The organism is Streptomyces sp. NPDC045956, assembly GCF_056430705.1.
In genome coordinates, this window is the sequence record NZ_JBWKKZ010000001.1 from 820,712 (window position 1) to 844,748 (window position 24,037).

Below are 24,037 nucleotides of genomic sequence, written 5' to 3' on the forward strand. Positions count from 1 at the left end.
GGCGAAGAGGGCCGGCGGCGGGTCTCCCCGTCACCGGCCCTCGCGCTGCGGCGCCGCCGCGGCTACTGGCAGTCCTCGCCGTTGTTGATGCAGTCGACGACCTCGTTCATCAGGTCCTCGTCCATGACGTTGATGAAGTCGTTGTGGTCGGTGATCGGCTTGTGCAGCTGCTCCGGGAAGCTGTCCACGGCGTACGGGTTCCGCACCTGGCCGTTCTCGACGGTCGGGGTGGGGATGTCGTACACCAGGCGGACCTGGAGCTGCGGGATGGCCTGGAAGCCGCCTGCGCAGCTGCCGTCCGCCTGGACGAACGCCATGTGGTCCCGGTGGTTGGCGCTGTCGATGTTCTGGCCGTCCCAGCAGCTCTGGAAGTTGGCCGTGCGCACCACCTGGCTGCCCTCGGGGCACAGCGGGTACTTGTCCGTGACCTGCCGGTCCTCGAAGCCGGTGCAGCTCCAGGAGCTGTTGGCGTTCGCGTCGCCGTTGGTGAAGGACTTGGCGTCCCCGGTGATGATGCGCAGGAACCTCGGCATGGCGACCACGTCGCTCTGCTGGTTGCCGACGAACCTCAGCTCGGCCTGGGCCGGTTCGAGGATCCTGCCGACGTTGCCCTCGGCGCCACCGCCCTGCTCGTTCGCGTCGAACTCCTGCGTACCGTCCTGGAGGCGCAGCACCGGCCAGTAGTAGGTGGACCTGTCGCCCTGGTTCTGGCAGGAGGTGTCCGCGGCCGCCAGGTCCTCGTCGCTGGAGAAGGCGTCGTTGTCCTGGTTGCCGACGTAGTCGTGCGTGTGGTGGGCGCCGTTGTCGACGCCCGGGGCGGCGATCAGGTTGTCGCTGTTGAAGAGGTTGTTCTCGTTGACACCGCAGTCGGTGGTGAAGGTGCCGGTGGAGCCGCCGTCGCCGTCGGCCGCCAGCCCGTTCTGGCTGTTGCGGGAGTTCGGCTGGACGTCGTTGATGTCGACGAAGTCGTCGGCGACCGGGCCCGCGACGCCGTTGCCGTTGTCGTCCTGGTTCTGGCCGTCGTCCTGGCCGTCCCCGTTCTGACCGCCGTCGTCCTGGCCTCCGCCGTCCTGCCCGTCTCCGTTCTGGCCGTCGTCCTGGCCTCCGCCGCCCTGTCCGCCGCCGTCCTGCGGCTGCTCGGCGGGCTGTCCCTGGCACCCGGCCAGCTCGTCCAGGTTGTCGTCGGCCCGGCCGCCGGCCCGGTTGATCTCCAGCTGGATCCGATCGATGATCACCTTCCGCCGGTCCTTCAGCGGGCCGAGGATGGCGTTGCGGACGAACTGCGCGTCACCCGCCTGTGCCTGCCGCGTGGTGGCGAGGCGCTGGTAGGCGTCGGTGATCTGGCTGTCGAGCGTGGCCAGTTCGCCGTCGACCTCACCGCGCGCCCGGTCCGGCACGCCGGAGATCTGCTGGCCCACGTCGGGGCAGTCGATCGTCGCCACCTGCGCGGCGGCGGACCGCGTGCGGTGCTGCCCGGGGCCCTCCTCGTGCGCCGAGGCGTTGAAGTTGGCCCACAGCAGCCCGCCCCCGCCGACCGCCAGGGCCGCCGCCCCGGCTACGACCTTGATGGCCAGCGGCGAACGGCGTTTTCTTGTGTTGCGTCCCATGGAACTCCTCTGACTTCCTTGCGGGGCATCGAGGGCGCCCGACAGGAGTGAAGCGGCTCCCTTCCATACGGAGTCGGTCCCCGGGGTGTTCAGCCCTCCGGGTGATTGCCGGGTTCCGTGGGGGGGACGAGGTCAGCGACCGTGGTCCAGATACGCGAGAACCGCCAGCACACGGCGGTTGTCGTCGTCCGAGACCTCCAGACTCAGCTTGGCGAAGATGTTCGCCGTGTGCTTCGCGATGGCCCGCTCCGTCACGACGAGCCTGCCCGCGATCGCCGCGTTCGTCCGCCCCTGCGCCATCAGCTCCAGCACCTCCAGTTCCCGGGGCGTCAGCCGCTCCAGCGGCCGGTCCGCCGCCGCCCGCCTGCTGAGCAGCTGCTGGATGACCTGGGGGTCCATCACCGTGCCGCCCGACGCCACCCGCCGTACCGCGTCGACGAACTGCTCGGCGTCGAAGACTCGGTCCTTGAGCAGGTACCCGACCCCGCCGGTGCCGTCGGCGAGCAGCTCGCGCGCGTAGAGCTGCTCCACGTGCTGGGAGAGGACCAGGACCGGCAGTCCGGGCTTGCGGCGGCGGGCCTCGAGCGCGCACTGCAGGCCCTCGTCGCTGTGCGTGGGCGGCAGCCTGACGTCGACCACGGCGACGTCCGGCTCCAGTTCGGCCAGCGCCCGGGACAGCTCGGGGCCGGTCTCGACGGCCGCGGCGATCTCGAAGTCGTGGGCCTCCAGGAGCCGGACGAGTCCGTCGCGCAGCAGGAACAGGTCTTCGGCTAGGACGACGCGCAAGGGATCTCCATGGTGACCATGGTGGGGCCGCCCGCGGGCGAGCTGACGGCCAGGACGCCGTCGAATGTACCGAGCCGCCGTTCCACCCCCGCGAGGCCCGATCCGGCGGACACCACCGCCCCGCCCCTGCCGTTGTCGGTGACGGTGACGCGCAGCAGCCCCTCGGTGTGGTGCACGTCGATCCAGATCCGGTCGGCACCGGAGTGCTTCACGGCGTTGGTGAGGACCTCGCTGACCGCGAAGTACGCGGCGGCCTCCACGGGCGCCTCCGCGCGGCCGGGCAGGTCCACGGTGACCTCGACGTCCACCGGCAGCCGCAGTGCCAGGGCGCGTACGGCGTCCCCGAGGCCGCGCTCGGCGAGCACCGGCGGGTGGATGCCGCGCACGAGCTCCCGCAGCTCGGTCAGGGCGTCGGCGGAGGACCGCCGGGCCTGCGCGAGCAGCTTCCTGGCCTGCTCCGGGTCCTTCTCCAGCAGCGCCTCGATGGTGCCGAGGTCCATGCCCATGGCGACCAGCCGGGCCTGCGCCCCGTCGTGCAGGTCGCGTTCGATGCGGCGCAGTTCGGCGGCGGAGGTGTCCACGGCGTCGCGCCGGGTCTCGGTCAGCACCCGCACCCGCTCGGCCAGTTCGCCCTGGCCCGAGCCGAGGACCGCACCGGTGAGCCGGAAGTGGGCGCGCAGCAGGAGCGGGGTGAGCCAGAGGGCGGCGAGCAGCAGCACGGCGCCGAGGCCCGCGGCGTAGAAGGCGGAGAGCTGGTCGGTGACACGGACGAAGCCGTACCAGTAGCCGTCGGGCAGGACCCGCCACAGGCCGGCCGCGATCGCGAACCCCTCCAGCGGGTACAGCGGCAGCGCGAAGGCCAGCAGCGCGGTGACGGCGCCCGCCGTCATGTCGACCGGCAGCCAGCGGAAGTCGCGCCAGGTCGCGGGGTCGCCGAGCATGCCGAAGGTGCGCGCCCACGGATTGGCGTCCGCCGGCAGGGGCCGGTACGCCCGCGGGATCCGCACCCCCGCCCACTCGGCGGCGAGCAGCCGCCGACGGTCCGCGAACGCCCGTACGCCCGTGAGCACCCACGGTGTGGTGACGAGGCCGATTCCGATCGGGATCAGGGCGACGGACACGAGGGTGAGGCAGAAGCACAGCACCGAGCCGATCAGGCAGAGCGGCACCAGCGCGAGCCCCCGTACGGCCGCCAGAGCCACGTCCCGTGCCGGTGCCCGGTCCCGGCCGGAGCCAGTGCCGACGCCGCTGTGCTTCGTCTCGATGTCCATGCCCGTAGTCTCGCCCGGGCCGCGGCGGCCGGTCACGGGGCCGGGCCCCCGGTCCGGGGGTGGTGCCAGGTACACCCCCGGCCGGGTTCGGGCCCCTCGGGTCGGGGCCCGTCGGGTCGGGGCTCCTCGCGTCGGGGCCCGTCGGGTCGGGGCCCCTCGGGTCGGGTCAGGCTTCCGCGGGTGCGCTCCCGTCGGCCGCGAGGACCTTCGCCTCCGTCTCCGGGTCGAGACCGACCGGCGGACGGTCCGGGCGCCGGGGTGCCGTGCCGCCGATCCCCGCCAGCCAGGACCAGGTGTCGGTGACGGTCGCGCCGACGGGGCGGCAGGTCAGGCCGGTCGCCAGGGCCCGGGAGACGTCCGCGCCGTGCAGGGCGTCGTGCAGGTCGCTGCCCGGTGGTGTCCACACCGGCAGCTGCGTCCACGGCTCGACCCCGGCGGCGAGGACGGTGCCGGGCTCGGTCCAGCGCAGCTCGGCCGGGGCACCCGTGGCGGCGACACAGGCGTCGAGCAGGGTGCCCATCGTGGCGTGTCCCTCGGGCGAGACCAGGTTGTACGGCCCGCTCACCTCCCGCTCCACCGCTCGGAGCAGCCAGTCGGCGAGGTCGCGGACGTCGACGTACCGCACGGGCAGGTCCCGCGGACCCGGCGCGAGCACCGGGCCGCCGCGCGCCACCCGGGTCAGCCACCAGGGCAGCCGCCCGATGTTCTCGTACGGGCCGAGGATCAGCCCGGACCGGGCGAGCACCGAGCGGTCCGTGCCGAAGGCGTCCAGGACGGCCAGCTCGGCGCCCCGCTTGTCCCGGGCGTAGTCGGTCTGCTCCGCGTCCGCCGAGGCGCCGTCGACGAGCGCGGCCTCCTCGGTGTACCCGGCGGGCGGGGCCCAGGCGTACACCGAGCAGCTCGACACGTACACGTAGCGGGAGGCGCGGCCCCGCAGCAGCCGCGCCGCGTCCCGCACCGCGCGGGGCGCCGCCGACCAGGTGTCGACGACGGCGTCCCACGTGCCGTCGGCCAGGGCGGTGAGTCCGTCGGGGTCGGTGCGGTCGCCGTGCAGCGACCGGACACCGGGCGGTGGCGCGTGCCGCCCGCGGTGGAAGACGGTCACCTCCCAGCCGCGGCCGAGCGCCGCCTCCACCACGGCCCGCCCCACGAACTCCGTACCGCCCAGCACCAGTAGCCTCATGCGGGCCACTGTGCCCGGCGCGCGGACCGAAGGGAACGCCCGTCTGCCGACAGCAGAGACTCAGCGTCCCGTGGGCGGTGTGTACTTGTAGCCGACGCGCCGCACGGTCTGGATCGTCCGCCGGTGCTCGGCGCCGAGCTTCCGGCGCAGCCGCGCGACGTGCACGTCCACGGTGCGGCCGTCGCCCACGTGGCCGTACCCCCACACCGTCATGACCAGCTGGTCACGGGTGTGCACCCGGTGGGGATGGGTGACGAGGTGCGCGAGCAGCTCGAACTCCAGGTAGGTCAGGTCGAGTTCGCGGCCGTCGACCGCCGCCGTGCGCCGCGCGGCGTCGATCCGGACGAGCGGGTCGCGGGCCTGTCCGCCGCCCGGCCCGCCGGCCTCCTCCCCGGTGTCCTTCGCCGCCGTCGCGAGGCCGCCGACGGGCAGGAACGGCGGCTGCTGGTCGGCCGGGACGAGCACCAGGTAGCCGACCATGGGCGGGCGGCCCGGCAGCGAGGGCAGGGTGTGCGGGGGAGCGGGCAGCCAGGTGGCGCCCGGCGGCAGGAAGCCCGTGGCGTCCGCCGTCTCGTCCCGGTCGACGGCGCGCAGTCCGTGCCGGTGGCCGAGGGAGGGGGGCAGGACGGGGGCGGGGGCGGGGGAGTCGAGGGGGACGGTGGACAGGGAACGGGTGGTCGCCATGAGACGTCAGCTCTTTCGCGCGAGAGGTTCGTCGGGTGGGGCGACGGGCGCGAGTCGGTGTTCGGGCGCGTCGCGGGGACGTACGTCGTGCGCGCCGGCGGAAGGCCCGGAGGGGGTACTCCTCGGGGGTACGCCCCGGGAAGGTGAGCCCGGTGGTGTACGGCTTGGGGGGTACGCCCGGTGGGGGTACGGCTTCCTAGCGGGCCGGCGCGATCGTCGCGCGGCAACACACCCGGTCGAAGTCGTCGTGCTGACGGGAGGGCCAGAAGGGCTCGAGGTCATGGCGACCTGTCACTGCGTGCTTCCGGAAGCTGGCCATGGGCCCATTGAAGCAGACGCGGGCCCGCGACAGGAGCCTCCTCTCACTGCGTGGACGCCGATCGGCGCGAAGTCGCCGCCGTCCGCCCGCCGTACGGGCCGTGCGGGCAGCGCGAAGGGCGCCCACCGTCGTGGTGGGCGCCCTGCGGAGCGGGTGGGAGGCCGGGTCAGACCTGGCCGGCCTTGTCCAGCGCGGTGCAGCAGGTGTCGACGAGCAGGCGGGTCACCACGTACGGGTCGACGTTGGCGTTGGGACGGCGGTCCTCGATGTAGCCCTTGCCGTCCTTCTCCACCTGCCACGGGATGCGGACCGAGGCACCGCGGTCGGAGACGCCGTAGGAGTACTCGTTCCACGGGGCGGTCTCGTGCAGGCCGGTCAGGCGGTCGTCGATGCCGGCGCCGTAGTTCTTGACGTGGTCCATCGGCTTGGAGCCCTCGCCGAGCGACTCGGCGGCGGTGATGATCGCGTCGTAGGACTCGCGCATCGCCTTGGTGGAGAAGTTGGTGTGCGCGCCCGCGCCGTTCCAGTCGCCCTTGACCGGCTTGGGGTCGAGGGTGGCGGAGACGCCGAAGTCCTCGGCGGTGCGGTAGAGCAGCCAGCGGGCGACCCACAGCTGGTCGGAGACCTCCAGCGGCGCCAGCGGGCCGACCTGGAACTCCCACTGGCCGGGCATGACCTCGGCGTTGATGCCGGAGATGCCGAGACCGGCCTTCAGGCAGTTCTCCAGGTGGGCCTCGACGACGTCGCGGCCGAAGATCTCGTCCGAGCCGACACCGCAGTAGTAGCCGCCCTGCGCGGCCGGGAAGCCGCCCTCGGGGAAGCCGAGCGGACGGGCGCCCTTGAAGAAGGTGTACTCCTGCTCGATGCCGAAGATCGGCTCCTGCGCGGCGAACCGCTCGGCCAGCTCGGCCAGTGCGGCGCGGGTGTTGCTGGGGTGCGGGGTCATGTCCGTGTCGAGGACCTCGCACAGCACCAGGATGTCGTCGCCGCCGCGGATCGGGTCGGGGCAGGAGAAGACCGGCTTGAGCACGCAGTCCGAGGAGCTGCCCTCGGCCTGGTTGGTGGAGGAGCCGTCGAAGCCCCAGATCGGCAGGGCGTCCAGGCCCGCGGGGGCGTCCGTGATGATCTTCGTCTTGGAACGGAGCTTGGCCGTCGGCTCGGTGCCGTCGATCCAGATGTACTCGGCCTTGAAGGTCACGGGGACACATCCTTCGGGGTGGGTCTGGGCGCACTTGCGGGTGCTGCGGCGCCGGGCCGGACCAGGGCGGACCGGGGCGTCGCGTCTACTGCCGTGCAGCGTGCCAACAGGCGATTTCCCGTCCGTTGCCCGTATGTGAACCCCGTGTTACCTGCGGTCGGTGTGGTGCGGGTCTCACGGCTCCCGTTCGTCCGCGGCCGCCGCGTCCCGCACGCCGGCCAGGAAGGAGGCGATCGCCCCCAACTCCCGCTCGTCGTACCCGCGCAGCAGCTCCACCGCCTGCCCGATCAGCGGCCCGAAGTGGGACCAGCCGAGGGCGACGGCCCGCTCGTCCACCTCGACGGCGACCTTGCGCCGGTCCCGGTCGTCGCGCACCCGACGCACGTGACCGGCCCGCTCCAGCCGGTCGACCAGGGCGGTGGTCCCCGCCGAGTTCAGCCCGAGAGCGGCACCCAGCCGCCCCGCGGTCATCGTCTCGCCCGCCCGGGACGCGTCCATGAGCGCGATCAGCGCGCGGACGTCGGTGGGGTGCATGCCGTGGCGCTGCGCGAACCGCGCGCTGTGCGCCCCGAGTTCCACGGCGACCGCGCGCAACAGGTGGACGACCTCCAGTTCCGGTCCCTGCTCGGCCATGGGGTTCCGCCTCCGGCTATCATCTCGCCCGACAAGTATCTCGCCGAGCGAGAGGATACTCGGCGCGAGAGGACACCTGAGGGGCAGGGGGCCCGTTCATGAGCGCTCGCGACACGTACGACGCCGGCCGTTTCCACGCCGTGTACGACACGGTCATGGACAAGTGGCCGGCGGGGCGGGAGGCGAGGACCGTCACCACCCCCTTCGGCGAGACCCACGTCAACGTCGTCGGCCCGCCCGACGGCCCGCCGGTCGTCCTGCTCCCCGGCGGCGGCGCTGCGACCTCCGCCTCCTGGTACGCCCAGGCCGGCGCCCTCGCCCGCACCCACCGCGTGCACGCCGTCGACCTCGTCGGCGCCCCCGGCCGCAGCACAGCGGCCGGCGACCGCCACCCCCGCACGGTCGCCGACCTCGATGCCTGGCTGGACGCGCTCCTGGACGGCCTCGGCATCGGGGAGACGGCCCTCGGCGGGCACTCCCACGGCGCCTGGATCGCCCTGCACCACGCGCTGCACGCGCCCGGCCGGGTACGCCGCCTGTTCCTCCTGGACCCGACCCAGTGCTTCGCCGGGTTCCGGGCGGCCTACCTGCTGCGCGCGCTGCCGATGCTGCTGCGGCCCACGCCCCGCCGGGTCCGCGCCTTCCTGGATTGGGAGACCGGGGCGGGCACCCCCGACCCCGACTGGCTGGCCCTCCAGGAGGCTGCCGTCGGCTTTCCCACCCGCAGGCCGGTGACCGGGCCGCGTCCGGCGCCGGACCGGCTGCGCGGGCTGGACGTGCCGGTCCTGCTGCTCCTGGCCGGGAACAGCAGGACGCACGACCCGTCGGCGGTGGCCTCCCGGGCGCGGGAACTGCTGCCGCGGGTGGAGGTGGCCGTCCTGCCGGACGTGTCCCACCACGCGCTGCCGCAGGGTGCCCCGCCCGAACTGGGCGGCCGCCTCGCCGGGTTCCTCACCCCGTCGGCGTGAGCCTCACGCCACCTTCTCGATGAGCGCCCGCCGGATCAGGAACTTGCCCTCCTCCCGGACCTGCTCGAAGGCCGCGTTGTTGAGCAGTACGCAGCTTCCCGAGGCGGAGGCGACCTCCACCGTCGTGGACCTGGCGTTGTCCAGGTTGGTCACCCTGAGCCTGGTGCCCACCGGGAACTGGTTGCTGGACGCGGCGGGCGCGCCGCCCTCCCCGGAGAGCGTGACGGTGGAGCCGGCGCACACCTGCTCACCGGCCTGGGCGGCACCTCCCGCCTGGTCCGCCTCCTGCCCGGCGTCCTGGCCTGCCTCCTGCCCGGCGTCCTGGCCCGCCTCCGCGCCGCCCTGCGGCGGCTGTGCGGCCTGGGAGTCCTGAGCCGACTCCCCGACCGTGCAGCCGGACGCCGCCTGCTTGCGCTCGATCTCCGCGAGGACCGCCTCGCGGTTGGCGATCCGGGCCTCGGACTGCGCGTCGGGAGCGGCCCGCTGGCCCTCGATGAAGCGCTGGTTGTTGCCGAACGCGGTGGCCAGGCCCTGGCAGACGGAGGAATCCTGAGCGGACTTCGTCCGGGCCTGCTGGGCGGGCGGGGCGGCGTTCGAGGCGTTGGCCGCGACGAACGCCCCGCCACCCGCCACCGTCGCCGCGCCGAGCAGCAGCGCGATCCTCTTCTTCGTACCGAGACTTCTTCTGCGCGACATGCGCGCCTCCTGAGAGCTGGGGGAGCGTACGCCGCTATGTACGAGATACCGAACGGAGTTGCTCAGCGACCGGCGCGGTACGCGTGAGTAACCTGCGTCACAGTCGCCCCTCCCCGGCCGGGGGCGAGGCACGGGTCAGCGGGACAGGGCGTCCCGGACCGCCTCGTCGCTGCGGCCCACGACGGCCGTCCCGTCGTCCGCCGTGATGATCGGACGCTGGATCAGCTTCGGGTGTGCGGCGAGCGCCGCGACCCAGCGGGGGCGTGCCGCCTCGTCGCGGGGCCACTCCCGCAGACCCAGCTCCTCGGCGGCGGCCTCCCGGGTGCGGGTGATGTCCCACGGTTCGAGCCCGAGGCGGGTGAGCACCTCGCGGATCTCGTCCTCGCTCGGCACGTCCTCCAGGTAGCGGCGGACGGTGTAGTCGGCGCCCTCGGCGTCGAGCAGGGCGACCGCGCTGCGGCACTTGGAACAGGCCGGGTTGATCCAGATCTCCATGCCGCACACCGTAGCCCGGGGGCGCGGGAACCCGTTCGCCCCGTGCGCCCCAGCGACCCCGAAAGCCCTTGTGGCCAGGGGCTTTTGTCAGTGGGGGGCGGTAAAATGGAAGCAGTGTTCGAGGGTGTCGCCGGGTGGTCCGGACGGCGCCCTGACCGCGACAGGAGGATGCCCGTGCCCGCTGCCGCACTGAAGCCGAAGCCGTTGCCCACCCAGTCCACCGCCAAGCGGCCCGTCCTGCTCGACCTGCCGTACGAACCCGTGGAGAAGCGTCCGCTGCCGGCGGGCCGCCCCCGCGAGTGGTACGTCTCGCACAACCGCCGGCTCAAGGCGATGCGGCTGGCCATCGCCCTGCTCGACTCCGGTGTCTACCTGCCGAACCAGGCGCGCAACGAGAGGATAAGGAGCGCCGCGCAGACCATCGGCGTCCACCCGCCGTCGGACACGACGTGCCACATGGTGCGCGCGCTGATGCGGTACGCGCGCTGAGCCGACGCCGGACACCGCCGCATCCCACGCGGTGTCCGGCACCCCCCTAGTAGGGCGCCCGGAAGTCGACGTACCCCAGCAGGACGATCACCGCGGCCACACAGCCCAGCACCACGACGGTCGACACCCACGACGACCGGCGTCCGGAGCGGCCCACGTGCTCGGGATCGGCGCGGAAGGGGACCGGTCCGGGCGGGTTCTCCTTCCAGCGCGCGGCGAGCATCCGGGCGCGTGCGGAAGGCTCCTTGTGCTCGGCGCCGTCCGCCCATCTCAGGTCGAACTCGCGCTCCTCGTCGTCCCGTTCGGACATGCCCGATCCCTCTCCCCGTCCCCTGACTCGAACAACCGTGTCAGTATCCATGATCCCGGGCCGGGCTCCGCCGGGGGCGGTTTCCGGCCGACGACGGCGCCCCCGTCCCTGACGGACAGGGGACGGGGGCGCCGGACGGTCCGGACGGGCCGGGCGTCGATCACACGTCGAAGTACATCTCGAACTCGTGCGGGTGCGGACGCAGCTGGAGCGGGGCGATCTCGTTCGCCCGCTTGAAGTCGATCCACGTCTCGATCAGGTCCGGGGTGAACACGTCGCCCTGGAGGAGGAACTCGTGGTCGGACTCCAGGCGGTCCAGGACCGCACCGAGCGAGGTCGGGACCTGCGCCACGTTGGCGTGCTCTTCGGGAGCCAGCTCGTAGAGGTCCTTGTCGATCGGCTCGGCCGGCTCGATCTTGTTCTTGATGCCGTCCAGGCCAGCCAGCAGCAGGGCCGAGAAGGCCAGGTACGGGTTGCCGGAGGCGTCCGGCGCGCGGAACTCGACGCGCTTGGCCTTCGGGTTCGAGCCCGTGATCGGGATGCGCATCGCGGCCGAGCGGTTGCGCTGCGAGTAGACCAGGTTCACCGGCGCCTCGAAGCCCGGCACCAGGCGGTGGTAGGAGTTCACCGTCGGGTTGGTGAAGGCCAGCAGCGACGGGGCGTGCTTGAGGATGCCGCCGATGTAGTAGCGCGCGGTGTCCGACAGGCCGGCGTAGCCCTGCTCGTCGTAGAAGAGCGGCTCGCCGCCCGACCACAGCGACTGGTGGACGTGCATGCCCGAGCCGTTGTCACCGAAGATCGGCTTCGGCATGAAGGTCGCCGTCTTGCCGTTCTTCCACGCCACGTTCTTCACGATGTACTTGAAGAGCTGGAGGTCGTCGGCCGCGGCGAGCAGCGTGTTGAACTTGTAGTTGATCTCCGCCTGGCCGGCCGTGCCCACCTCGTGGTGCTGGCGCTCGACCTGGAGGCCGGACCGCTCCAGCTCCAGGGAGATCTCGGCACGCAGGTCGGCGAAGTGGTCGACCGGCGGGACCGGGAAGTAGCCGCCCTTGTAGCGGACCTTGTAGCCGCGGTTGTCCTCCAGCGCACCGGTGTTCCAGGCGCCGGCCTCGGAGTCGATGTGGTAGAAGGACTCGTTCGCGCTGGTGGCGAAGCGGACGGAGTCGAAGACGTAGAACTCCGCCTCCGGGCCGAAGAACGCCGTGTCGGCGATGCCCGTGGAGGCGAGGTAGGCCTCGGCCTTCTTCGCCACGTTCCGCGGGTCGCGGGAGTACTGCTCGCCCGTGATCGGGTCGTGGATGAAGAAGTTGATGTTGAGGGTCTTGTCCCGGCGGAACGGGTCGACGCGCGCGGTCGACAGGTCGGGGCGCAGGGACATGTCCGACTCGTGGATGGCCTGGAAGCCGCGGATCGAGGAGCCGTCGAAGGCCTGCTCGTCGTCGGGGTCGAACGCGGCGGCGGGCAGCGTGAAGTGCTGCATGACGCCCGGCAGGTCGCAGAACCGGACGTCGACGAACTTGACGTCCTCGTCGGCGATGTACTTCTTGGCCTCGTCGGCGTTCTGGAACATCCAGCTCCTCCTACTCCCGACCGTCCCGCCGGGGTGGTATGTCGTTCGTGCTGCCAGTGCGGGTGGCACACGCTTCCTCGACCCTAGGGACGGGTGATTTCTCGGGCGTGACCCATTTGTTTCGCAGAAGTTAACCGGCTCTGTTACAGCCTAGGCCTCCTCCGCGCCCGGCACACCCCGCCGTCTGCCCCTCGGCGCACCCTTCACGCCCCCTCCGTCCGGAGGTCATATACGGGCGCAGTACCGTGGACGGGTGGACAACAGGCAAGCAATCGGATCGTGGCTTTCCGGGCCGCGCGCGGCCATCGAAGAGGCCGGCGCGGACCTCGGGTACCGGGGCGAGCAGCTCGGTCTGCCGGAGGAGGGGCCGGGGTCGATCGCCCGCCCGGGCCGGCGGATCGGCGCCATGGCCGTCGACTGGGGTCTGTGCCTCCTGATCGCATACGGCCTGATCACGGACGGCTACGACCAGGTCACCGGCAACTGGGCCCTGCTGATCTTCTTCGTGCTGAGCGTGCTGACCGTCGGTACGGTCGGCTACACCCCGGGCAAGCGCCTGCTCGGCCTGCGCGTGGTCGACCTCGCCACGGGCCGCCCGAGCCCCGTGCGCGCCCTGCTGCGCTCGGTGCTGCTGTGCCTGGCCCTGCCGGCGCTGATCTGGGACCGCGACGGCCGGGGCCTGCACGACCGGCTGGCGCGCACCGTGGAGGTCCGGATCTGACGCGGGGCGCCGCGGGGCCGCGGGACGGCCACGCGCGTGCGGTACGGCCGCGTGCGGTACGGCGATGGGGGCGACCGGAGTGATCCGGTCGCCCCCATCGCCGTACCGGCGTCGCGGAGTCGTCCTGCGGGGGCCCGGGGAGGGCCCGAGGGTCAGCGACCCCTGGGGTTGCCCCCCTTGGGCATGCGCATGCCCTTCGGCATCGGGCCCTTGGGCAGCGGCATGTTGCTCATCAGGTCGCCCAGGGCGCGCAGCCGGTCGTTGGTCACGGTGACCTGCGGGCCGGACAGGACGCGGGGGAGCTTCAGCATGGTCGTGCGCAGCTTCTTCAGCTCGACCTGGCCCTCGCCGGTGCCCACGACCAGGTCGTGCACGGGCACGTCGGCGACGATGCGGTTCATCTTCCGCTTCTCCGCCGCGAGCAGGGTCTTCACCCGGTTCGGGTTGCCCTCGGCCACCAGCACGATGCCGGCCTTGCCGACCGCGCGGTGCACGACGTCCTGGTTGCGGTTCATCGCCACCGCGGGGGTCGTCGTCCAGCCCCGGCCGATGTTGTCCAGCACGGCCGCCGCGGCGCCGGGCTGTCCCTCCATCTGACCGAAGGCCGCCCGCTCGGCCCGGCGTCCGAAGACGATCGCCGTCGCGAGGAAGGCGAGCAGCACGCCCAGGATGCCGAGATAGATGGGGTGACCGATCAGGAAACCGATCGCGAGGAAGACACCGAAGACGACGATGCCGACACCCGCGAGCACAAGACCGATCTTCTTGTCGGCCTTGCGGGTCATCTTGTAGGTCAGAGCGATCTGCTTCAGTCGCCCGGGATTCGCAGCGTCCGCTGCAGGTTCCTTCCTCGCCATGGCACGAAGTCTACGTGCCCCCGAAAGCGCCGACGACGGCAGTGCCCGGCACGGGCGGGCGGGGCGGCGGCGGGGCCGGGATCAGGAGCGGCCGGAGACGGTCTGTCCGAGCACGCGCTCCGTCTCGATCCGGTCCTTGGCACGGCGGCGGTCCTCCAGGACGGAGGTCCAGGCGTTGCGCCGGGCGGTGCGCTGGCCGCTGCTCATCAGCAGCGACTCGACGGCCCGCAGGGCGGTGGTGAACGACGGGATGGCGGTGGCGCGAACGGGCGCGGCCTGCATCGTGGAGGTCCCCCCTCGGTACGGCTCCGGGCACGGAGACGGGTGTACGTGGTGTGATTCCAGGGTCACTGATTGGTGTTACCAGGGCGTGACCCGCCGGTCAAACGGACATGAAGACGCGATGCCCGCGGGTGCCACGGCGGCGCGGCCCCGACCGGTGTCCTCAACTGCGAGGACGGTCGGGACCGCGGCGTCTCGGCCAGTACTGGCCAGTAGGTCCTTGTGCGTGAATTCACACGCCGGGTGCGCGCCCCGTCAGGCCGCGGCGCCCTGACGCTGCTCCATGGCCATCTGGTAGAGCCGCCCCGCGCGGTAGGAGGAGCGGACCAGCGGGCCGGACATGACGCCGGAGAAGCCGATCTGCTCGGCCTCGTCCTTCAGCTCCACGAACTCGTGCGGCTTCACCCAGCGCTCGACGGGGTGGTGGCGCACGGACGGGCGCAGGTACTGCGTGATGGTGATCAGCTCGCAGCCGGCCTCGTGCAGCTGCTTCAGCGCCTCGCTGATCTCCTCGCGGGTCTCGCCCATGCCCAGGATCAGGTTGGACTTGGTGACCAGGCCGTAGTCGCGGGCGTCGGTGATGACCTTCAGGGAGCGCTCGTAGCGGAAGCCGGGGCGGATGCGCTTGAAGATGCGGGGGACGGTCTCGACGTTGTGCGCGAAGACCTCGGGGCGGGAGGCGAAGACCTCCTCGAGCAGCTCGGGCACCGCGTTGAAGTCGGGGGCGAGCAGTTCGACCTTGGTGCGGCCGGCCTCGCGCTCCGCCGTCTGCTGGTGGATCTGGCGCACCGTCTCGGCGTACAGCCAGGCGCCGCCGTCGGGCAGGTCGTCGCGGGCGACGCCCGTGATGGTGGCGTAGTTCAGGTCCATGGTGACCACGGACTCGCCGACCCGGCGCGGCTCGTCGCGGTCGAGCGCCTCGGGCTTGCCGGTGTCGATCTGGCAGAAGTCGCAGCGCCGCGTGCACTGGTCGCCGCCGATGAGGAAGGTCGCCTCGCGGTCCTCCCAGCACTCGTAGATGTTCGGACAGCCGGCTTCCTGGCAGACCGTGTGCAGGCCCTCGCTCTTCACGAGGTTCTGCATCTTCGTGTACTCGGGGCCCATTTTCGCCCGGGTCTTGATCCACTCGGGCTTGCGCTCGATGGGGGTCTGGCTGTTGCGGACCTCCAGGCGCAGCATCTTGCGTCCGTCGGGTGCGACTGCGGACACGACCGGCTCCCTAGCGTTTGATTCTTCGGCGTGACCCAGGGTACGCCCGTTGATTTGGTGGCCCGCGAGAGTGCCGGCCCTGCCGGGGGCTGCGGCCCCCGGGTTCCCGCCGTCGGCCTGACGGCCTCGTCGTCAAACGCCGGACGGGCCGGGTTTATGCCCGAGGTCAGGCCGCGGGGGCCTTCTCGATCTCCCGCGGCCTCAGGTCCGCGTTCTCCAGGACGTCGCGCAGGTGGCGCTCCACCACCGGCAGCACCTCCCCGATGGTCACGTCGCGCCCGAGTTCGTTCGCCAGGGAGGCGACGCCCGCGTCGCGGATGCCGCACGGGATGATGCGGTCGAACCACTTGTTGTCCGGGTTCACGTTCAGCGAGAAGCCGTGCATCGTGACGCCCTTGGCCACCCGGATGCCGATCGCCGCGATCTTGCGGTCCTCGCGGCGCTGGCCCGCGTTGGACGGGGCGTACTCGGGCCCGTTCAGCCGGGGGTCGAACTCCTCGTCCGTCAGCCGGGGGTCGAAGTCGAGGGCGAGGCCGCCGAGCGCCGGGCGCCGTTCCAACGGATCGCCGAGGACCCAGACCCCACTGCGGCCCTCGACCCGGGTGGCCTCCAGGCCGAACTCCGCGCAGGTGCGGATCAGGGCCTCCTCCAGCCGCCGCACGTGCGCCACCACGTCCACCGGGCGCGGGAGCTTCTGGATCGGGTACCCCACCAGCTGGCCCGGACCGTGCCAGGTGATCTTCCCGCCGCGGTCCACGTCGATCACGGGCGTCCCGTCCAGGGGGCGCTCGCTCTCCTCGGTGCGCCGGCCGGCGGTGTACACCGGCGGGTGTTCGAGGAGCAGCACCGTGTCGGGGACCTCGTCGGCGAACCGCGCGGCGTGCACCCGGCGCTGCTCGTCCCACGCCTCCTGGTAGTCCACGCGATCGGCGCCGAAGCCCATCCGGACGAACCGCAGCTCACTCACGGCAGGTGCCTCCCTGGAAGGTCGTCAGGCACGAACGGTGCCCACGCCACTGTACGACCGTCCGCGTGTCGTCAGCCGAGCGGGCGTTCCTCACACGATCGGATGAATGCCGGTCGAAGTGTGCGATCGGGCGCTTACTCTCCGCTACATTCACGCCGTTCACGAGGCCATAAGGGCTGCTCACAGGCGCTCCGGGCACATCGAACGGCCCGGAAGGCAGGAGACCGCACCGCACCATGACGGAACGACCCGCGCAGCGCACCCCCAACCGCCAGCTCGCCGCGCTCATCGCCGAAGCGGGGTTCTCGAACGCGGGTCTCGCGCGTCGCGTCGACCAGCTCGGACTCGAACACGGCCTGGACCTGAGATACGACAAGACCTCCGTCACCCGGTGGCTGCGCGGCCAGCAGCCCCGCGGTACCACCCCGGCCCTGATCGCCGAGGTCTTCACCCGGCGCCTCGGCCGCCGCCTCAGCGCCCAGGACCTCGGCCTGGACGCCTGCGCGCCCGTCTACGCGGGGCTGGAGTTCGCCGCCACCCCGGACGAGGCCGTCGACATCGTCGCCGGGCTGTGGCGCAAGGACTCCGGCAGCCACGCCGAGCTGCGCAAGATCGCCTTCACGCCGGCGGGCCTCGTGGTGCCCAGCAGGGACTGGCTGATCGGCCGCGCCGACGAGAAGGTGGCCCGCGTGGAGGTGCCCGTCCGCATCCCCGCGCAGGGCCGTCCGGCGGTGCCCAGGGGGCCCGTCCCGCTCGACCCGGACCGCCGCCGGCCCCAGGCCGAGCGCGGCCCCGGCCAGAAGGTCACCGGCGGCGACCTCGCGGCGCTGCGCTCGGTCGGCGAGCTGTTCCGCAGCCTGGACGACCGGTACGGCGGCGGACACGCCCGCCAGGCCCTGGTGCGCTACCTGGAGCACGAGCTGGAGCCGATGCTGCGCGGCACCTACGGGGAGCAGACCGGCCGGCGGCTGTTCTCGGCCGCCGCCGACCTGACCCGGCTCGCGGGCTGGACGTCGTACGACATCGCCGCGCACGGCCTCGCCCAGCGCTACTTCGTCCAGGCGCTGCGGCTCGCGCAGGCGGCGGGGGACCGGGCGTACGGCTCCTACGTGCTGGTCACCATGAGCCGCCAGGCCGTCTACCTGGGGCACGGGCGCGAGGCGGTGCAGCTGGCCAGGGTGGCGCAGCAGGGCGTGGGCACCTCCGCGCCGCCCGTGGTGCAGACGCTGCTGCACGCGGCAGAGGCGCGGGCGCACGGGGTGCTCGGCGAGGTGCGGGCGTGCACCGCCTCACTGGTGAGGGCCGAGCGCGCCCTGGAGGCCGCCCGGCCCGGGGACGAGGTGCCGCACTGGGCGCGCTTCTTCGACGAGGCGCAGCTCGCCGACGAGTTCGGGCACTGCCACCGCGACCTCCAGCAGTTCCGCGCCGCCGCCCAGTACGCGGAACGCTCCCTGCTCCTGCGCGCCCCCGTATACGCCCGCAGCAGGCTCTTCTGCCGGGTGGTGCTGGCCACCGCCCGCCTCGGCCTCGGGGAGCTGGACCAGGCCTGCCAGCTGGCCGCCGAGGCGGCCGGCCAGGCGGCCGAGATGCGGTCGGTCCGGGCGGCGGAGTACGTCCGCGACTTCGAACGGCGCCTGGAGCCGTACAAGGACGCGGCACCCGTGCGGGGCTACCGGGACAGGGTGGCGGCGCTGGGGTAGCGGACCGCCGCGGTGGGGGCGGTCCGCCGGGTGGGGGCCCTACGCGGCGCGGGCCGTCGGCAACGGCTCCGCCGCGTGCATCGGCCGCCCCGCTCCCAGGTCCGTCAGGATCGCCGAGGAGGCCCGGTGGCCGGAGTGCAGGGCTCCCTGGACGGTGCTGGTGTCGCGGTGGTCGCCGCACACGTACAGGCCGGCCAGCAGCCGTACCGGCCTGCGCAGGTCGTGCGGGGGGCGCATCGCGGGAACCGCCTCCGGGGTGTGGTGGACGGCGAGGGTCTCCCAGCGGGTGGTCGAGGTGCCGTAGAGGCGGGAGAGGTGGATGCGTACGGCCGTGTCGACGTCGGGCGGCAGCGGCCCGAGGACCGTCGACGAGACGAGGGCACGCCCCGCCGGCGCGCGGGTCGGGTCCACGTGGCTGGCGACGGCCGTGTGGGCGACCGGCCCGCCGCGGTCCGCGTCGAGCAGGAGGGAGGCGCCGGTCGTCGGCGGTTCGTCCGTCGTGTGGTGCACCACCGTCACGGGGTGGAAGGCCGGGATGCGCAGGCCGGGCAGCAGCTCGCCCGCGGCGGGGGCGTCGGTCGCCACCAGGACGGCCCGGCAGCGGATGACGCCGTGTTCGGCGGTGGTCACGGCGTTGGTGGCGACCGAGGTGACCCGGACGCCGGTGTGCACCGTGCCCGGCGGCAGGGTCCGCGCCAGCAGCTCCGGCAGCGCCTCCGCGCCGCCCTCGGGCAGCGCGAGCCGCCCGCCGGCGAAGGAGCGCAGGGCGAGGTCGGCGCACCGGCTGGACGTGGTCAGGTCCGGGTCGCACAGCAGGGCGGCGAGCAGCGGGCGCAGGAAGCCGTCGATCGTCCGGGGCGGCAGCCCGCGGACCGCCAGCGCCCGGGCCGCGGACAGCTCGGGGCGGGCCAGCAGCCGTTCGGCGGGCGTGCTCGCGAGGCGCGTCAGCGCGGCGCCGAGCCTCGCCTGGTCGACGGTGGTGCCGAGGGGGGCGCCCACCCGGGCGCGGGGCACCGGTGCGGAGCGCCCGGGGACCCCGGCCGCGGAGACCGGGCGCCGGGGCGCGGGAATCGAGCGGGGGGCGCTCGCCAGGGCACGCACGGCGTGGAGTGCGCTCCTCGCGCTCCGTGTGCCCGCCGGGGCGCCCGCGCGATGGTGCCGGCCCTCGCTGTGCAGCAGGACCCCGGGGGCGAAGGGCCGCAGGGCGAGGCCGTCCGTTCCTGGGGTGCGGCGCAGTTCGGGACAGGCCGTGGACAGCAACTGTCCGATTCTGTCGAGCCGGAAACCGTCGACCTTCTCCGTCGCCATCCGACCACCCACCGTATGGGCGGCCTCCAGGACCGTGGTCGTCACTCCTGCGCTGGTCAGCCGATGCGCCGCGGCGAGGCCGGCGATTCCGGCCCCCACGACGACGACGTCCGCCTGGTACGCGGGCTCAAGCACGTGCCCCTCCTCGAGGTTGCGCGGCCGCTGGAGACGTCATGCCCCCAACCGCCTTGAGGGATACCCGAGTTCGCTTCGAGGTTAGGGCCCGCCGCGGTCGGGGGGAGTCGCACGGGGGCAGGGCACGGTCGCACGGCGGTCGCATGAGGGCGCCGTACGGTCGGCGTACGCCGTCGTCCGGTCGGAACGCGACGCTCACGCGGTCGCCGAGGGGCGAGCGCGACGGGGCGGCGCGCGCCCGCCGGCGTGCGAGGGGGCGGAGCCCGTGGAGACCGGCGGCCCGCGGGCGGCCGTGCCGCCCGCCACCTCACCTCACAGCGCGGCCCGGATCGCCCCGTCGATCTCCGGGAAGGCGAAGCGGAAGCCCGATTCCAGCAGCCGGGCCGGGAGGACCCGGGCGCTGCCCAGGACGTCGCCGGACATCTCGCCGAGCGCCGCGCGCAGGACCGGCGCGGGCACCGCGAAGGGCGCCGGGCGGTGCAGTACGCGCCCCATGGCCGCGGTGATCTCACGGTTCGTCAGCGGCTGCGGGGCGGTCAGGTTGAAGGGGCCGGACAGGTCGTCGCGGTCCAGGAGGTGCCGGATCGCCGCCACCTCGTCGTGCAGCGCCACGAAGGACCAGTACTGGGACCCGTCGCCCAGCCGTCCGCCCAGCCCCGCCCGGAACAGCGGGAAGAGCCGGCCCCAGGCGCCCCCCTGCCGGGCCACGACCAGTCCGGTCCGGACCAGGACCATCCGCACGCCCGCGTGCCGGGCGGGAGCCGCGGCGGCCTCCCACTCGACGCACACGGAGGGCAGGAACCCCTCACCCGCGGGCGCGCTCTCGTCGACGGGCCGGTCGCCGGTCTCGCCGTAGAAACCGATCGCGCTGCCGTTCACGAAGACCCGCGGCGGCCGGTCCAGCGCGGCGAGGGCCTCCGCGAGCGCCGTCGTACCGTGCACCCGGCTGCTGCGGATGCGGGTCTTGTACGCCTCGGTCCAGCGGCGGTCGCCCACCCCGGCCCCGGCCAGATTGACCACGGCGTCGCACCCGTCGAGCCCGGCCGCGTCCACGCGTCCGCCCTCCGGGTCCCACCGGATCTCGTCCGCGCCCCGGGGCGCGTGCCGCACCAGGCGCACCACCTCGTGCCCGTCCGCGGCCAGCGACCGCGCCACCGCGCCGCCGATGAGGCCGGACGCGCCGGCCACCACGACACGGGAGCGTCGGCGCTCCCCGTCCCTGCGTCCACCGTCCATGCGCCCATCCTGCACCGACGCCCGCAAAAGCGCTGGACCGGGCGGTGCGCCCGCGTCGTACAGTGACCGTCATGCCCGCTCCGCACATACGCCAGGCCAGGTCCGACGACGAGCAGACGCTGCGCCGCCTCGACCAGGAGACCTGGTCCTACCAGCACGCCGTCTCGCCCCCGCCGGAACCCGACGACCCGTTCTTCCGGGAGACCTCGGGCCCCGCCGACCACCTGGTCGCCGAACTGGACGGCGCCGTCGTGGGCTACGTCCGCCTCGGCTTCCCCACGGGCCTCGCCTCCAACGCCCACGTGCGCCAGATCCGCGGCCTGGCCGTCGCCGACGCGGCCCGCGGCAAGGGCGTCGGCCGCGCCCTGGTCCGTGCGGCCGTCGAGGAGGCCCGGCGGCTGGGCGCCCGGCGCATCACCCTGCGCGTCCTCGGCCACAACACCGCGGCCCGCAGGCTCTACGAGTCCGGGGGCTTCGCCGTCGAGGGCGTGCAGCCCGGGGAGTTCTTCCTCGACGGCCGGTACGTCGACGACGTCCTGATGGGACAGTCGTTCACCCCGCCGGGCGCTACGACCTGACGGGCTCGCCCGTGTCCACCGCCGCCGTCGCGCCGGCCCCGCGCCGCGCCTCGTCGGCCACCTCGTCCGCCGTCAGCACGTAACCGGTCCGGGCGTCGGAGGTGGAGCGGGCGAAGACCACGCCGTACACCCGGCCGTCGGTGGTCAGCAGCGGCCCGCCGGAGTTGCCGGGGCGGACGGTGGAGCGCACGGAGTAGATCTCGCGGGTGACGTTGGCGTCGCTGTGGATGTTCTGCCCGGTCGCCCGGGTCCGGTTCGCCACCGTCGCCGCCCGCAGATCGAGGTCGCCGTCCTGCGGATAGCCCGCGACCACCGCCGCGTCGCCGCGCCCGGCGTCGCCGTCGAACCGCAGGACGGGTGCCGACAGGTCCGGGACGTACAGCACGGCCACGTCCTTGTCCGCGTCGAACAGCACCACCCGCGCCTCGTACGAGGGCCCCACCCCGCCGACCCGCACGGTCGGGTCGTCCATGCCGGCCACCACGTGGGCGTTGGTCATCACGCGCTCCGGCGCGAAGACGAAACCGCTGCCCTCCCGGCCCTGGGAGCCGGCGACACCCTCGACCTTCACCGTGCTGCGCCGGGCCGCCTCGGTGGCGGCCGGCGTCACGCTGTCGCCGGAGGGCTCGGCGACCTCGGCGGTCGACTCGTTCTCGAAGGGGTTGAAGACCTGCGGGAACCCCGCCTCGGTCAGCGCGGACGTCGCCCCGGAGAACCACGCCGGGGTGGTCTCCGGCATCACCCGCTGCACCGAGCCCAGCACCGTCGAGTCGCGGATCGCCGAGGTCAGCAGCGAGGACGAGGACGCCGCCAGGACGCTCGCGGCCACCCACGCCACGATCAGCGCGGCCGCCGCGTTGGCCACCGCCCCGCCGACCCCGTCGGCCGCCCTGAGCGGTCCCGCCTCCAGCTCCCGGCGCAGCCGCAGCGCGGGCCGTCCCGCCAGCTCGTGCCCGGCCACCGCCGGCAGCAGCACCGTGACCACCGCGGTCACCGTCGCCGCCGTGGACCGGGGGGCCACCAGCTCCATCACCCACGGCAGGAGCCACACGCCGATCACCGCGCCGCCCACGAAGCCGGCCAGCGAGACGCAGCCGGCCACCAGCCCGCGGCGGTAGCCGGACACCGCGTAGGCCAGTGCCACCAGCACCAGCAGGATGTCGAGCAGGTCCACGCGAGCCGCCTTTCGTCCGGAACCCCTGCGGCCCGGGTCCCTCAGTACGTGCCCGGCCGGCCCGGTGATCAGCCCGGGACGCGGACGGCCCGGGAACCGGCCGCCCAGCGGGTCCCGGACCGTCCGGGACCGGCCACCCAGCGGGTCCGGCACGGGCGGGTGGGGACGAGAGCGGGCGGGTGCGGGAGTGAGTGCGATCGACCGGAAGAACGTCCCGGACCGGGGCGATGGTTCCACGAGTGGCACAGCCCACGTCGCGACCGGACCCGATCCGCCGGACAGTGGGACCATGCGTGTCTTCCGAGGACCGCGCGAGGCCCGGCAACGGCGTGCGGCCCGCCTACCGGGCGCGGCCCGCATACCGGCGCCGGCCCGGGCGCTGCTCGGCTGTCTGCCCGGCCTGGCCGCCGTCGCCGCGCTGGCGCTGTGCGCGAACGGTGTGGAGCGCTCCGCCTCGGCCCAGGCCCGGCCCGCCGCCGCCGACCGGCACTCCGCGCCCCGGCCGCCCATCGTGCCCCGGTCCGCCTGGCTCGGCGACGCCGCCCGCGCCCAGCCGCCCCCGCGCTACGACGACGAGATCCTCGCCGTCTTCGTCCACCACACCGACACGCCGAACGGCTACGACTGCGCCGACGTGCCGGACATCCTCCGCGGTGTCTACTCGGGGCAGACCGGCGGCCGGGACTGGGACGACATCGGCTACAACTTCGTCGTGGACCGCTGCGGCACCATCTACGAGGGCCGGGCCGGCGGCATCACCCGCCCCGTCACCGGCGCCCACACCCAGGGCTTCAACCACCGCACCACCGGCATCGCCGCCCTCGGCACCTTCACCGCGGGGGTGCCCGTGCCCGACGCGCTGACCGACGCGATCGCCGCGCTCGCCGCCTGGAAGCTCGGCCCCACCGACACCGACCCGCGCGCGGAGGTCACCCTGGTCTCCAGCAACGGCCTCAGCCGGTACGCCGCCGGCGCCGCCGCCACCCTGCCCGCCGTCGCGGGGCACGACGAGGGCTACCAGACCAGCTGCCCCGGCGCGGCCCTCACCGCCCGCCTGGCCGACATCAGGGACCGGGCGGCGCGGCTCCAGGGGCGCCCGTCCGGCTGACCCCTCGGGGACCGCCTCAGTCCCGGCCGAACCGCTCCCACAGGCGCGGCAGACGCCCGGCGACGGCCCGGTCGTCCTCCAGGTCGACCGGGGTGCCCAGCGGCTCCGCCGGCGCGGGCGCGATGCCCAGGTCGGGGGCGACGGTACCGGTGAGCTGCTCGTAGGCCTCGTCGGCCGCGTAGCCCAGCTCCTCGCCGTCGCCGTCCAGCTCCTCGTCGAAGTCGTCCAGCAGGTCGGCGAGCGCGTCGGGATCGTGCACCGCGCCCTCGTACACCTCGCGGCCCTGGCCGATCAGCCAGCAGCGGAAGTAGTCGAAGGCGTCGTCGCTCGCGCCGCCGAGCAGCACCCAGGCGGCACCCCACAGGTCCCAGGTGCAGGCGCGGTTGTAACGGGCCTCGAAGTGGCGGGCGAAGTCGAGCACCAGGTCCGGGTCCATCCCGAGGAGCCGGTCCACGAGCAGGTCGGCCTGGTCCTCGGGGTCGCCGTCGGCGCCCTGCCGGGTGGCGTCGATCAGCTCCCAGAACTCCGTCTCGTCCATCACGGGTCCAGCATC

The 24,037-nt window shown here is 73.6% G+C and carries 25 protein-coding genes; 6 read left to right on the forward strand and 19 right to left on the reverse strand.

What is annotated here, in order from left to right:
• Window positions 1-62 precede the first annotated feature (62 nt).
• The 7 genes from AC07FV_RS03595 to AC07FV_RS03625 all read right to left on the reverse strand — a co-directional run bounded on the left by AC07FV_RS03595 (window position 63) and on the right by AC07FV_RS03625 (window position 7,681).
• Window positions 63-1,607, reverse strand: coding sequence for a DUF1996 domain-containing protein (locus AC07FV_RS03595; protein ID WP_479084353.1), 1,545 nt, complete (start codon window positions 1,605-1,607; stop codon window positions 63-65).
• 132 nt (window positions 1,608-1,739) lie between these two features.
• On the reverse strand, window positions 1,740-2,393 hold the full coding sequence (locus tag AC07FV_RS03600) for a response regulator transcription factor (RefSeq protein WP_479084355.1): 654 nt from the start codon (window positions 2,391-2,393) through the stop codon (window positions 1,740-1,742).
• Entirely contained in the window at window positions 2,378-3,664 is a 1,287-nt protein-coding gene (locus tag AC07FV_RS03605) for a sensor histidine kinase (RefSeq protein ID WP_479084356.1), read from the reverse strand. Before AC07FV_RS03605 ends, AC07FV_RS03600 begins: the two co-directional genes overlap by 16 nt.
• A 166-nt stretch (window positions 3,665-3,830) precedes the next feature.
• Window positions 3,831-4,847, reverse strand: coding sequence for an SDR family oxidoreductase (locus AC07FV_RS03610; protein WP_479084358.1), 1,017 nt, complete (start codon window positions 4,845-4,847; stop codon window positions 3,831-3,833).
• 60 nt (window positions 4,848-4,907) lie between these two features.
• Window positions 4,908-5,531 carry a winged helix-turn-helix domain-containing protein gene (locus tag AC07FV_RS03615; RefSeq protein WP_479084360.1) on the reverse strand — a complete coding sequence of 208 codons (624 nt, stop codon included), beginning with the start codon at window positions 5,529-5,531 and terminating at the stop codon, window positions 4,908-4,910.
• A gap of 485 nt (window positions 5,532-6,016) precedes the next feature.
• On the reverse strand, window positions 6,017-7,048 hold the full coding sequence (gene glnII / locus AC07FV_RS03620) for a glutamine synthetase (protein WP_361011536.1): 1,032 nt from the start codon (window positions 7,046-7,048) through the stop codon (window positions 6,017-6,019).
• Between the two features lie 174 nt (window positions 7,049-7,222).
• Window positions 7,223-7,681 carry a MarR family transcriptional regulator gene (locus AC07FV_RS03625; protein ID WP_479084361.1) on the reverse strand — a complete coding sequence of 153 codons (459 nt, stop codon included), beginning with the start codon at window positions 7,679-7,681 and terminating at the stop codon, window positions 7,223-7,225.
• A 98-nt stretch (window positions 7,682-7,779) separates the two neighbouring features.
• Between AC07FV_RS03625 and AC07FV_RS03630 the strand changes: the two genes are divergently transcribed.
• Complete coding sequence (locus AC07FV_RS03630; protein ID WP_479084363.1) at window positions 7,780-8,649, forward strand: alpha/beta fold hydrolase; 870 nt, start codon at window positions 7,780-7,782, stop codon at window positions 8,647-8,649.
• A gap of 3 nt (window positions 8,650-8,652) precedes the next feature.
• Here AC07FV_RS03630 and AC07FV_RS03635 read toward each other — a convergent pair whose 3' ends face one another.
• Both AC07FV_RS03635 and AC07FV_RS03640 read right to left on the reverse strand, forming a co-directional pair.
• Entirely contained in the window at window positions 8,653-9,345 is a 693-nt protein-coding gene (locus AC07FV_RS03635) for an RlpA-like double-psi beta-barrel domain-containing protein (protein ID WP_479084365.1), read from the reverse strand.
• 135 nt (window positions 9,346-9,480) lie between these two features.
• Window positions 9,481-9,840 carry an arsenate reductase family protein gene (locus tag AC07FV_RS03640; protein WP_479084367.1) on the reverse strand — a complete coding sequence of 120 codons (360 nt, stop codon included), beginning with the start codon at window positions 9,838-9,840 and terminating at the stop codon, window positions 9,481-9,483.
• A gap of 174 nt (window positions 9,841-10,014) precedes the next feature.
• Here AC07FV_RS03640 and AC07FV_RS03645 point away from each other — a divergent pair, with 174 nt between their 5' ends.
• Window positions 10,015-10,329, forward strand: coding sequence for a hypothetical protein (locus AC07FV_RS03645; protein WP_479084368.1), 315 nt, complete (start codon window positions 10,015-10,017; stop codon window positions 10,327-10,329).
• A 46-nt stretch (window positions 10,330-10,375) separates the two neighbouring features.
• Here AC07FV_RS03645 and AC07FV_RS03650 read toward each other — a convergent pair whose 3' ends face one another.
• Both AC07FV_RS03650 and glnA read right to left on the reverse strand, forming a co-directional pair.
• The gene (locus AC07FV_RS03650) at window positions 10,376-10,639 is read right to left on the reverse strand and encodes an SCO2583/SCO2584 N-terminal domain-containing protein (RefSeq protein WP_384698749.1); all 264 of its coding nucleotides are present in this window, start codon (window positions 10,637-10,639) and stop codon (window positions 10,376-10,378) included.
• A 160-nt stretch (window positions 10,640-10,799) separates the two neighbouring features.
• Window positions 10,800-12,209, reverse strand: coding sequence for a type I glutamate--ammonia ligase (gene glnA / locus AC07FV_RS03655; RefSeq protein ID WP_383648361.1), 1,410 nt, complete (start codon window positions 12,207-12,209; stop codon window positions 10,800-10,802).
• Window positions 12,210-12,462: 253 nt separating this feature from the next.
• Here glnA and AC07FV_RS03660 point away from each other — a divergent pair, with 253 nt between their 5' ends.
• Window positions 12,463-12,930, forward strand: a complete 468-nt coding sequence (locus AC07FV_RS03660) for an RDD family protein (protein WP_383648359.1) — start codon at window positions 12,463-12,465, stop codon at window positions 12,928-12,930.
• A gap of 152 nt (window positions 12,931-13,082) precedes the next feature.
• Here the strand turns inward: AC07FV_RS03660 and AC07FV_RS03665 are convergent, their stop codons facing one another.
• From AC07FV_RS03665 to lipB, 4 genes are all read right to left on the reverse strand, one after another.
• Window positions 13,083-13,787 carry a DUF4191 domain-containing protein gene (locus AC07FV_RS03665; RefSeq protein WP_356610645.1) on the reverse strand — a complete coding sequence of 235 codons (705 nt, stop codon included), beginning with the start codon at window positions 13,785-13,787 and terminating at the stop codon, window positions 13,083-13,085.
• An 81-nt stretch (window positions 13,788-13,868) separates the two neighbouring features.
• Complete coding sequence (locus AC07FV_RS03670; protein ID WP_053129709.1) at window positions 13,869-14,069, reverse strand: SCO2195 family GlnR-regulated protein; 201 nt, start codon at window positions 14,067-14,069, stop codon at window positions 13,869-13,871.
• Window positions 14,070-14,324: 255 nt separating this feature from the next.
• The gene (lipA, locus tag AC07FV_RS03675; protein ID WP_479084371.1) at window positions 14,325-15,278 is read right to left on the reverse strand and encodes a lipoyl synthase; all 954 of its coding nucleotides are present in this window, start codon (window positions 15,276-15,278) and stop codon (window positions 14,325-14,327) included.
• A gap of 166 nt (window positions 15,279-15,444) precedes the next feature.
• Window positions 15,445-16,245, reverse strand: a complete 801-nt coding sequence (gene lipB / locus AC07FV_RS03680) for a lipoyl(octanoyl) transferase LipB (protein WP_479084373.1) — start codon at window positions 16,243-16,245, stop codon at window positions 15,445-15,447.
• Between the two features lie 236 nt (window positions 16,246-16,481).
• Between lipB and AC07FV_RS03685 the strand changes: the two genes are divergently transcribed.
• Complete coding sequence (locus AC07FV_RS03685) at window positions 16,482-17,945, forward strand: regulator (protein WP_479084375.1); 1,464 nt, start codon at window positions 16,482-16,484, stop codon at window positions 17,943-17,945.
• 39 nt (window positions 17,946-17,984) lie between these two features.
• On the opposite strand, the gene AC07FV_RS03690 is transcribed toward AC07FV_RS03685, so the two are convergent.
• Both AC07FV_RS03690 and AC07FV_RS03695 read right to left on the reverse strand, forming a co-directional pair.
• Entirely contained in the window at window positions 17,985-19,388 is a 1,404-nt protein-coding gene (locus AC07FV_RS03690) for an NAD(P)/FAD-dependent oxidoreductase (protein WP_479084376.1), read from the reverse strand.
• A 312-nt stretch (window positions 19,389-19,700) separates the two neighbouring features.
• Window positions 19,701-20,624: a TIGR01777 family oxidoreductase gene (locus tag AC07FV_RS03695; RefSeq protein WP_479084378.1), complete on the reverse strand. Its 924-nt coding sequence runs from the start codon at window positions 20,622-20,624 to the stop codon at window positions 19,701-19,703.
• 71 nt (window positions 20,625-20,695) lie between these two features.
• On the opposite strand from AC07FV_RS03695, the gene AC07FV_RS03700 reads away from it, so the two are divergent.
• Window positions 20,696-21,202: an N-acetyltransferase family protein gene (locus AC07FV_RS03700; RefSeq protein ID WP_479084379.1), complete on the forward strand. Its 507-nt coding sequence runs from the start codon at window positions 20,696-20,698 to the stop codon at window positions 21,200-21,202.
• On the opposite strand, the gene AC07FV_RS03705 is transcribed toward AC07FV_RS03700, so the two are convergent.
• Window positions 21,192-22,376: a MarP family serine protease gene (locus tag AC07FV_RS03705; RefSeq protein ID WP_479084380.1), complete on the reverse strand. Its 1,185-nt coding sequence runs from the start codon at window positions 22,374-22,376 to the stop codon at window positions 21,192-21,194. The two genes, AC07FV_RS03700 and AC07FV_RS03705, sit on opposite strands and share 11 nt — an antisense overlap.
• A 289-nt stretch (window positions 22,377-22,665) precedes the next feature.
• Here AC07FV_RS03705 and AC07FV_RS03710 point away from each other — a divergent pair, with 289 nt between their 5' ends.
• Window positions 22,666-23,484 (forward strand): peptidoglycan recognition protein family protein, encoded by an 819-nt coding sequence (locus AC07FV_RS03710; protein WP_479084381.1) that lies wholly within the window; start codon window positions 22,666-22,668, stop codon window positions 23,482-23,484.
• A 16-nt stretch (window positions 23,485-23,500) separates the two neighbouring features.
• Here AC07FV_RS03710 and AC07FV_RS03715 read toward each other — a convergent pair whose 3' ends face one another.
• On the reverse strand, window positions 23,501-24,022 hold the full coding sequence (locus AC07FV_RS03715) for a DUF4240 domain-containing protein (protein WP_479084880.1): 522 nt from the start codon (window positions 24,020-24,022) through the stop codon (window positions 23,501-23,503).
• Window positions 24,023-24,037: the final 15 nt, after the last annotated feature.

Bases quoted from the DNA above. Each gene is read 5' to 3' on its own strand.
- AC07FV_RS03595 (WP_479084353.1), bottom strand. From the start codon at position 1,607: ATGGGACGCAACACAAGAAAACGCCGTTCGCCGCTGGCCATCAAGGTC.
- AC07FV_RS03605 (WP_479084356.1), bottom strand. From the start codon at position 3,664: ATGGACATCGAGACGAAGCACAGCGGCGTCGGCACTGGCTCCGGCCGG.
- AC07FV_RS03610 (WP_479084358.1), bottom strand. From the start codon at position 4,847: ATGAGGCTACTGGTGCTGGGCGGTACGGAGTTCGTGGGGCGGGCCGTG.
- AC07FV_RS03615 (WP_479084360.1), bottom strand. From the start codon at position 5,531: ATGGCGACCACCCGTTCCCTGTCCACCGTCCCCCTCGACTCCCCCGCC.
- AC07FV_RS03625 (WP_479084361.1), bottom strand. From the start codon at position 7,681: ATGGCCGAGCAGGGACCGGAACTGGAGGTCGTCCACCTGTTGCGCGCG.
- AC07FV_RS03630 (WP_479084363.1), top strand. From the start codon at position 7,780: ATGAGCGCTCGCGACACGTACGACGCCGGCCGTTTCCACGCCGTGTAC.
- AC07FV_RS03635 (WP_479084365.1), bottom strand. From the start codon at position 9,345: ATGTCGCGCAGAAGAAGTCTCGGTACGAAGAAGAGGATCGCGCTGCTG.
- AC07FV_RS03640 (WP_479084367.1), bottom strand. From the start codon at position 9,840: ATGGAGATCTGGATCAACCCGGCCTGTTCCAAGTGCCGCAGCGCGGTC.
- AC07FV_RS03650 (WP_384698749.1), bottom strand. From the start codon at position 10,639: ATGTCCGAACGGGACGACGAGGAGCGCGAGTTCGACCTGAGATGGGCG.
- glnA (WP_383648361.1), bottom strand. From the start codon at position 12,209: ATGTTCCAGAACGCCGACGAGGCCAAGAAGTACATCGCCGACGAGGAC.
- AC07FV_RS03665 (WP_356610645.1), bottom strand. From the start codon at position 13,787: ATGGCGAGGAAGGAACCTGCAGCGGACGCTGCGAATCCCGGGCGACTG.
- AC07FV_RS03670 (WP_053129709.1), bottom strand. From the start codon at position 14,069: ATGCAGGCCGCGCCCGTTCGCGCCACCGCCATCCCGTCGTTCACCACC.
- AC07FV_RS03685 (WP_479084375.1), top strand. From the start codon at position 16,482: ATGACGGAACGACCCGCGCAGCGCACCCCCAACCGCCAGCTCGCCGCG.
- AC07FV_RS03695 (WP_479084378.1), bottom strand. From the start codon at position 20,624: ATGGACGGTGGACGCAGGGACGGGGAGCGCCGACGCTCCCGTGTCGTG.
- AC07FV_RS03700 (WP_479084379.1), top strand. From the start codon at position 20,696: ATGCCCGCTCCGCACATACGCCAGGCCAGGTCCGACGACGAGCAGACG.
- AC07FV_RS03710 (WP_479084381.1), top strand. From the start codon at position 22,666: ATGCGTGTCTTCCGAGGACCGCGCGAGGCCCGGCAACGGCGTGCGGCC.
- AC07FV_RS03715 (WP_479084880.1), bottom strand. From the start codon at position 24,022: ATGGACGAGACGGAGTTCTGGGAGCTGATCGACGCCACCCGGCAGGGC.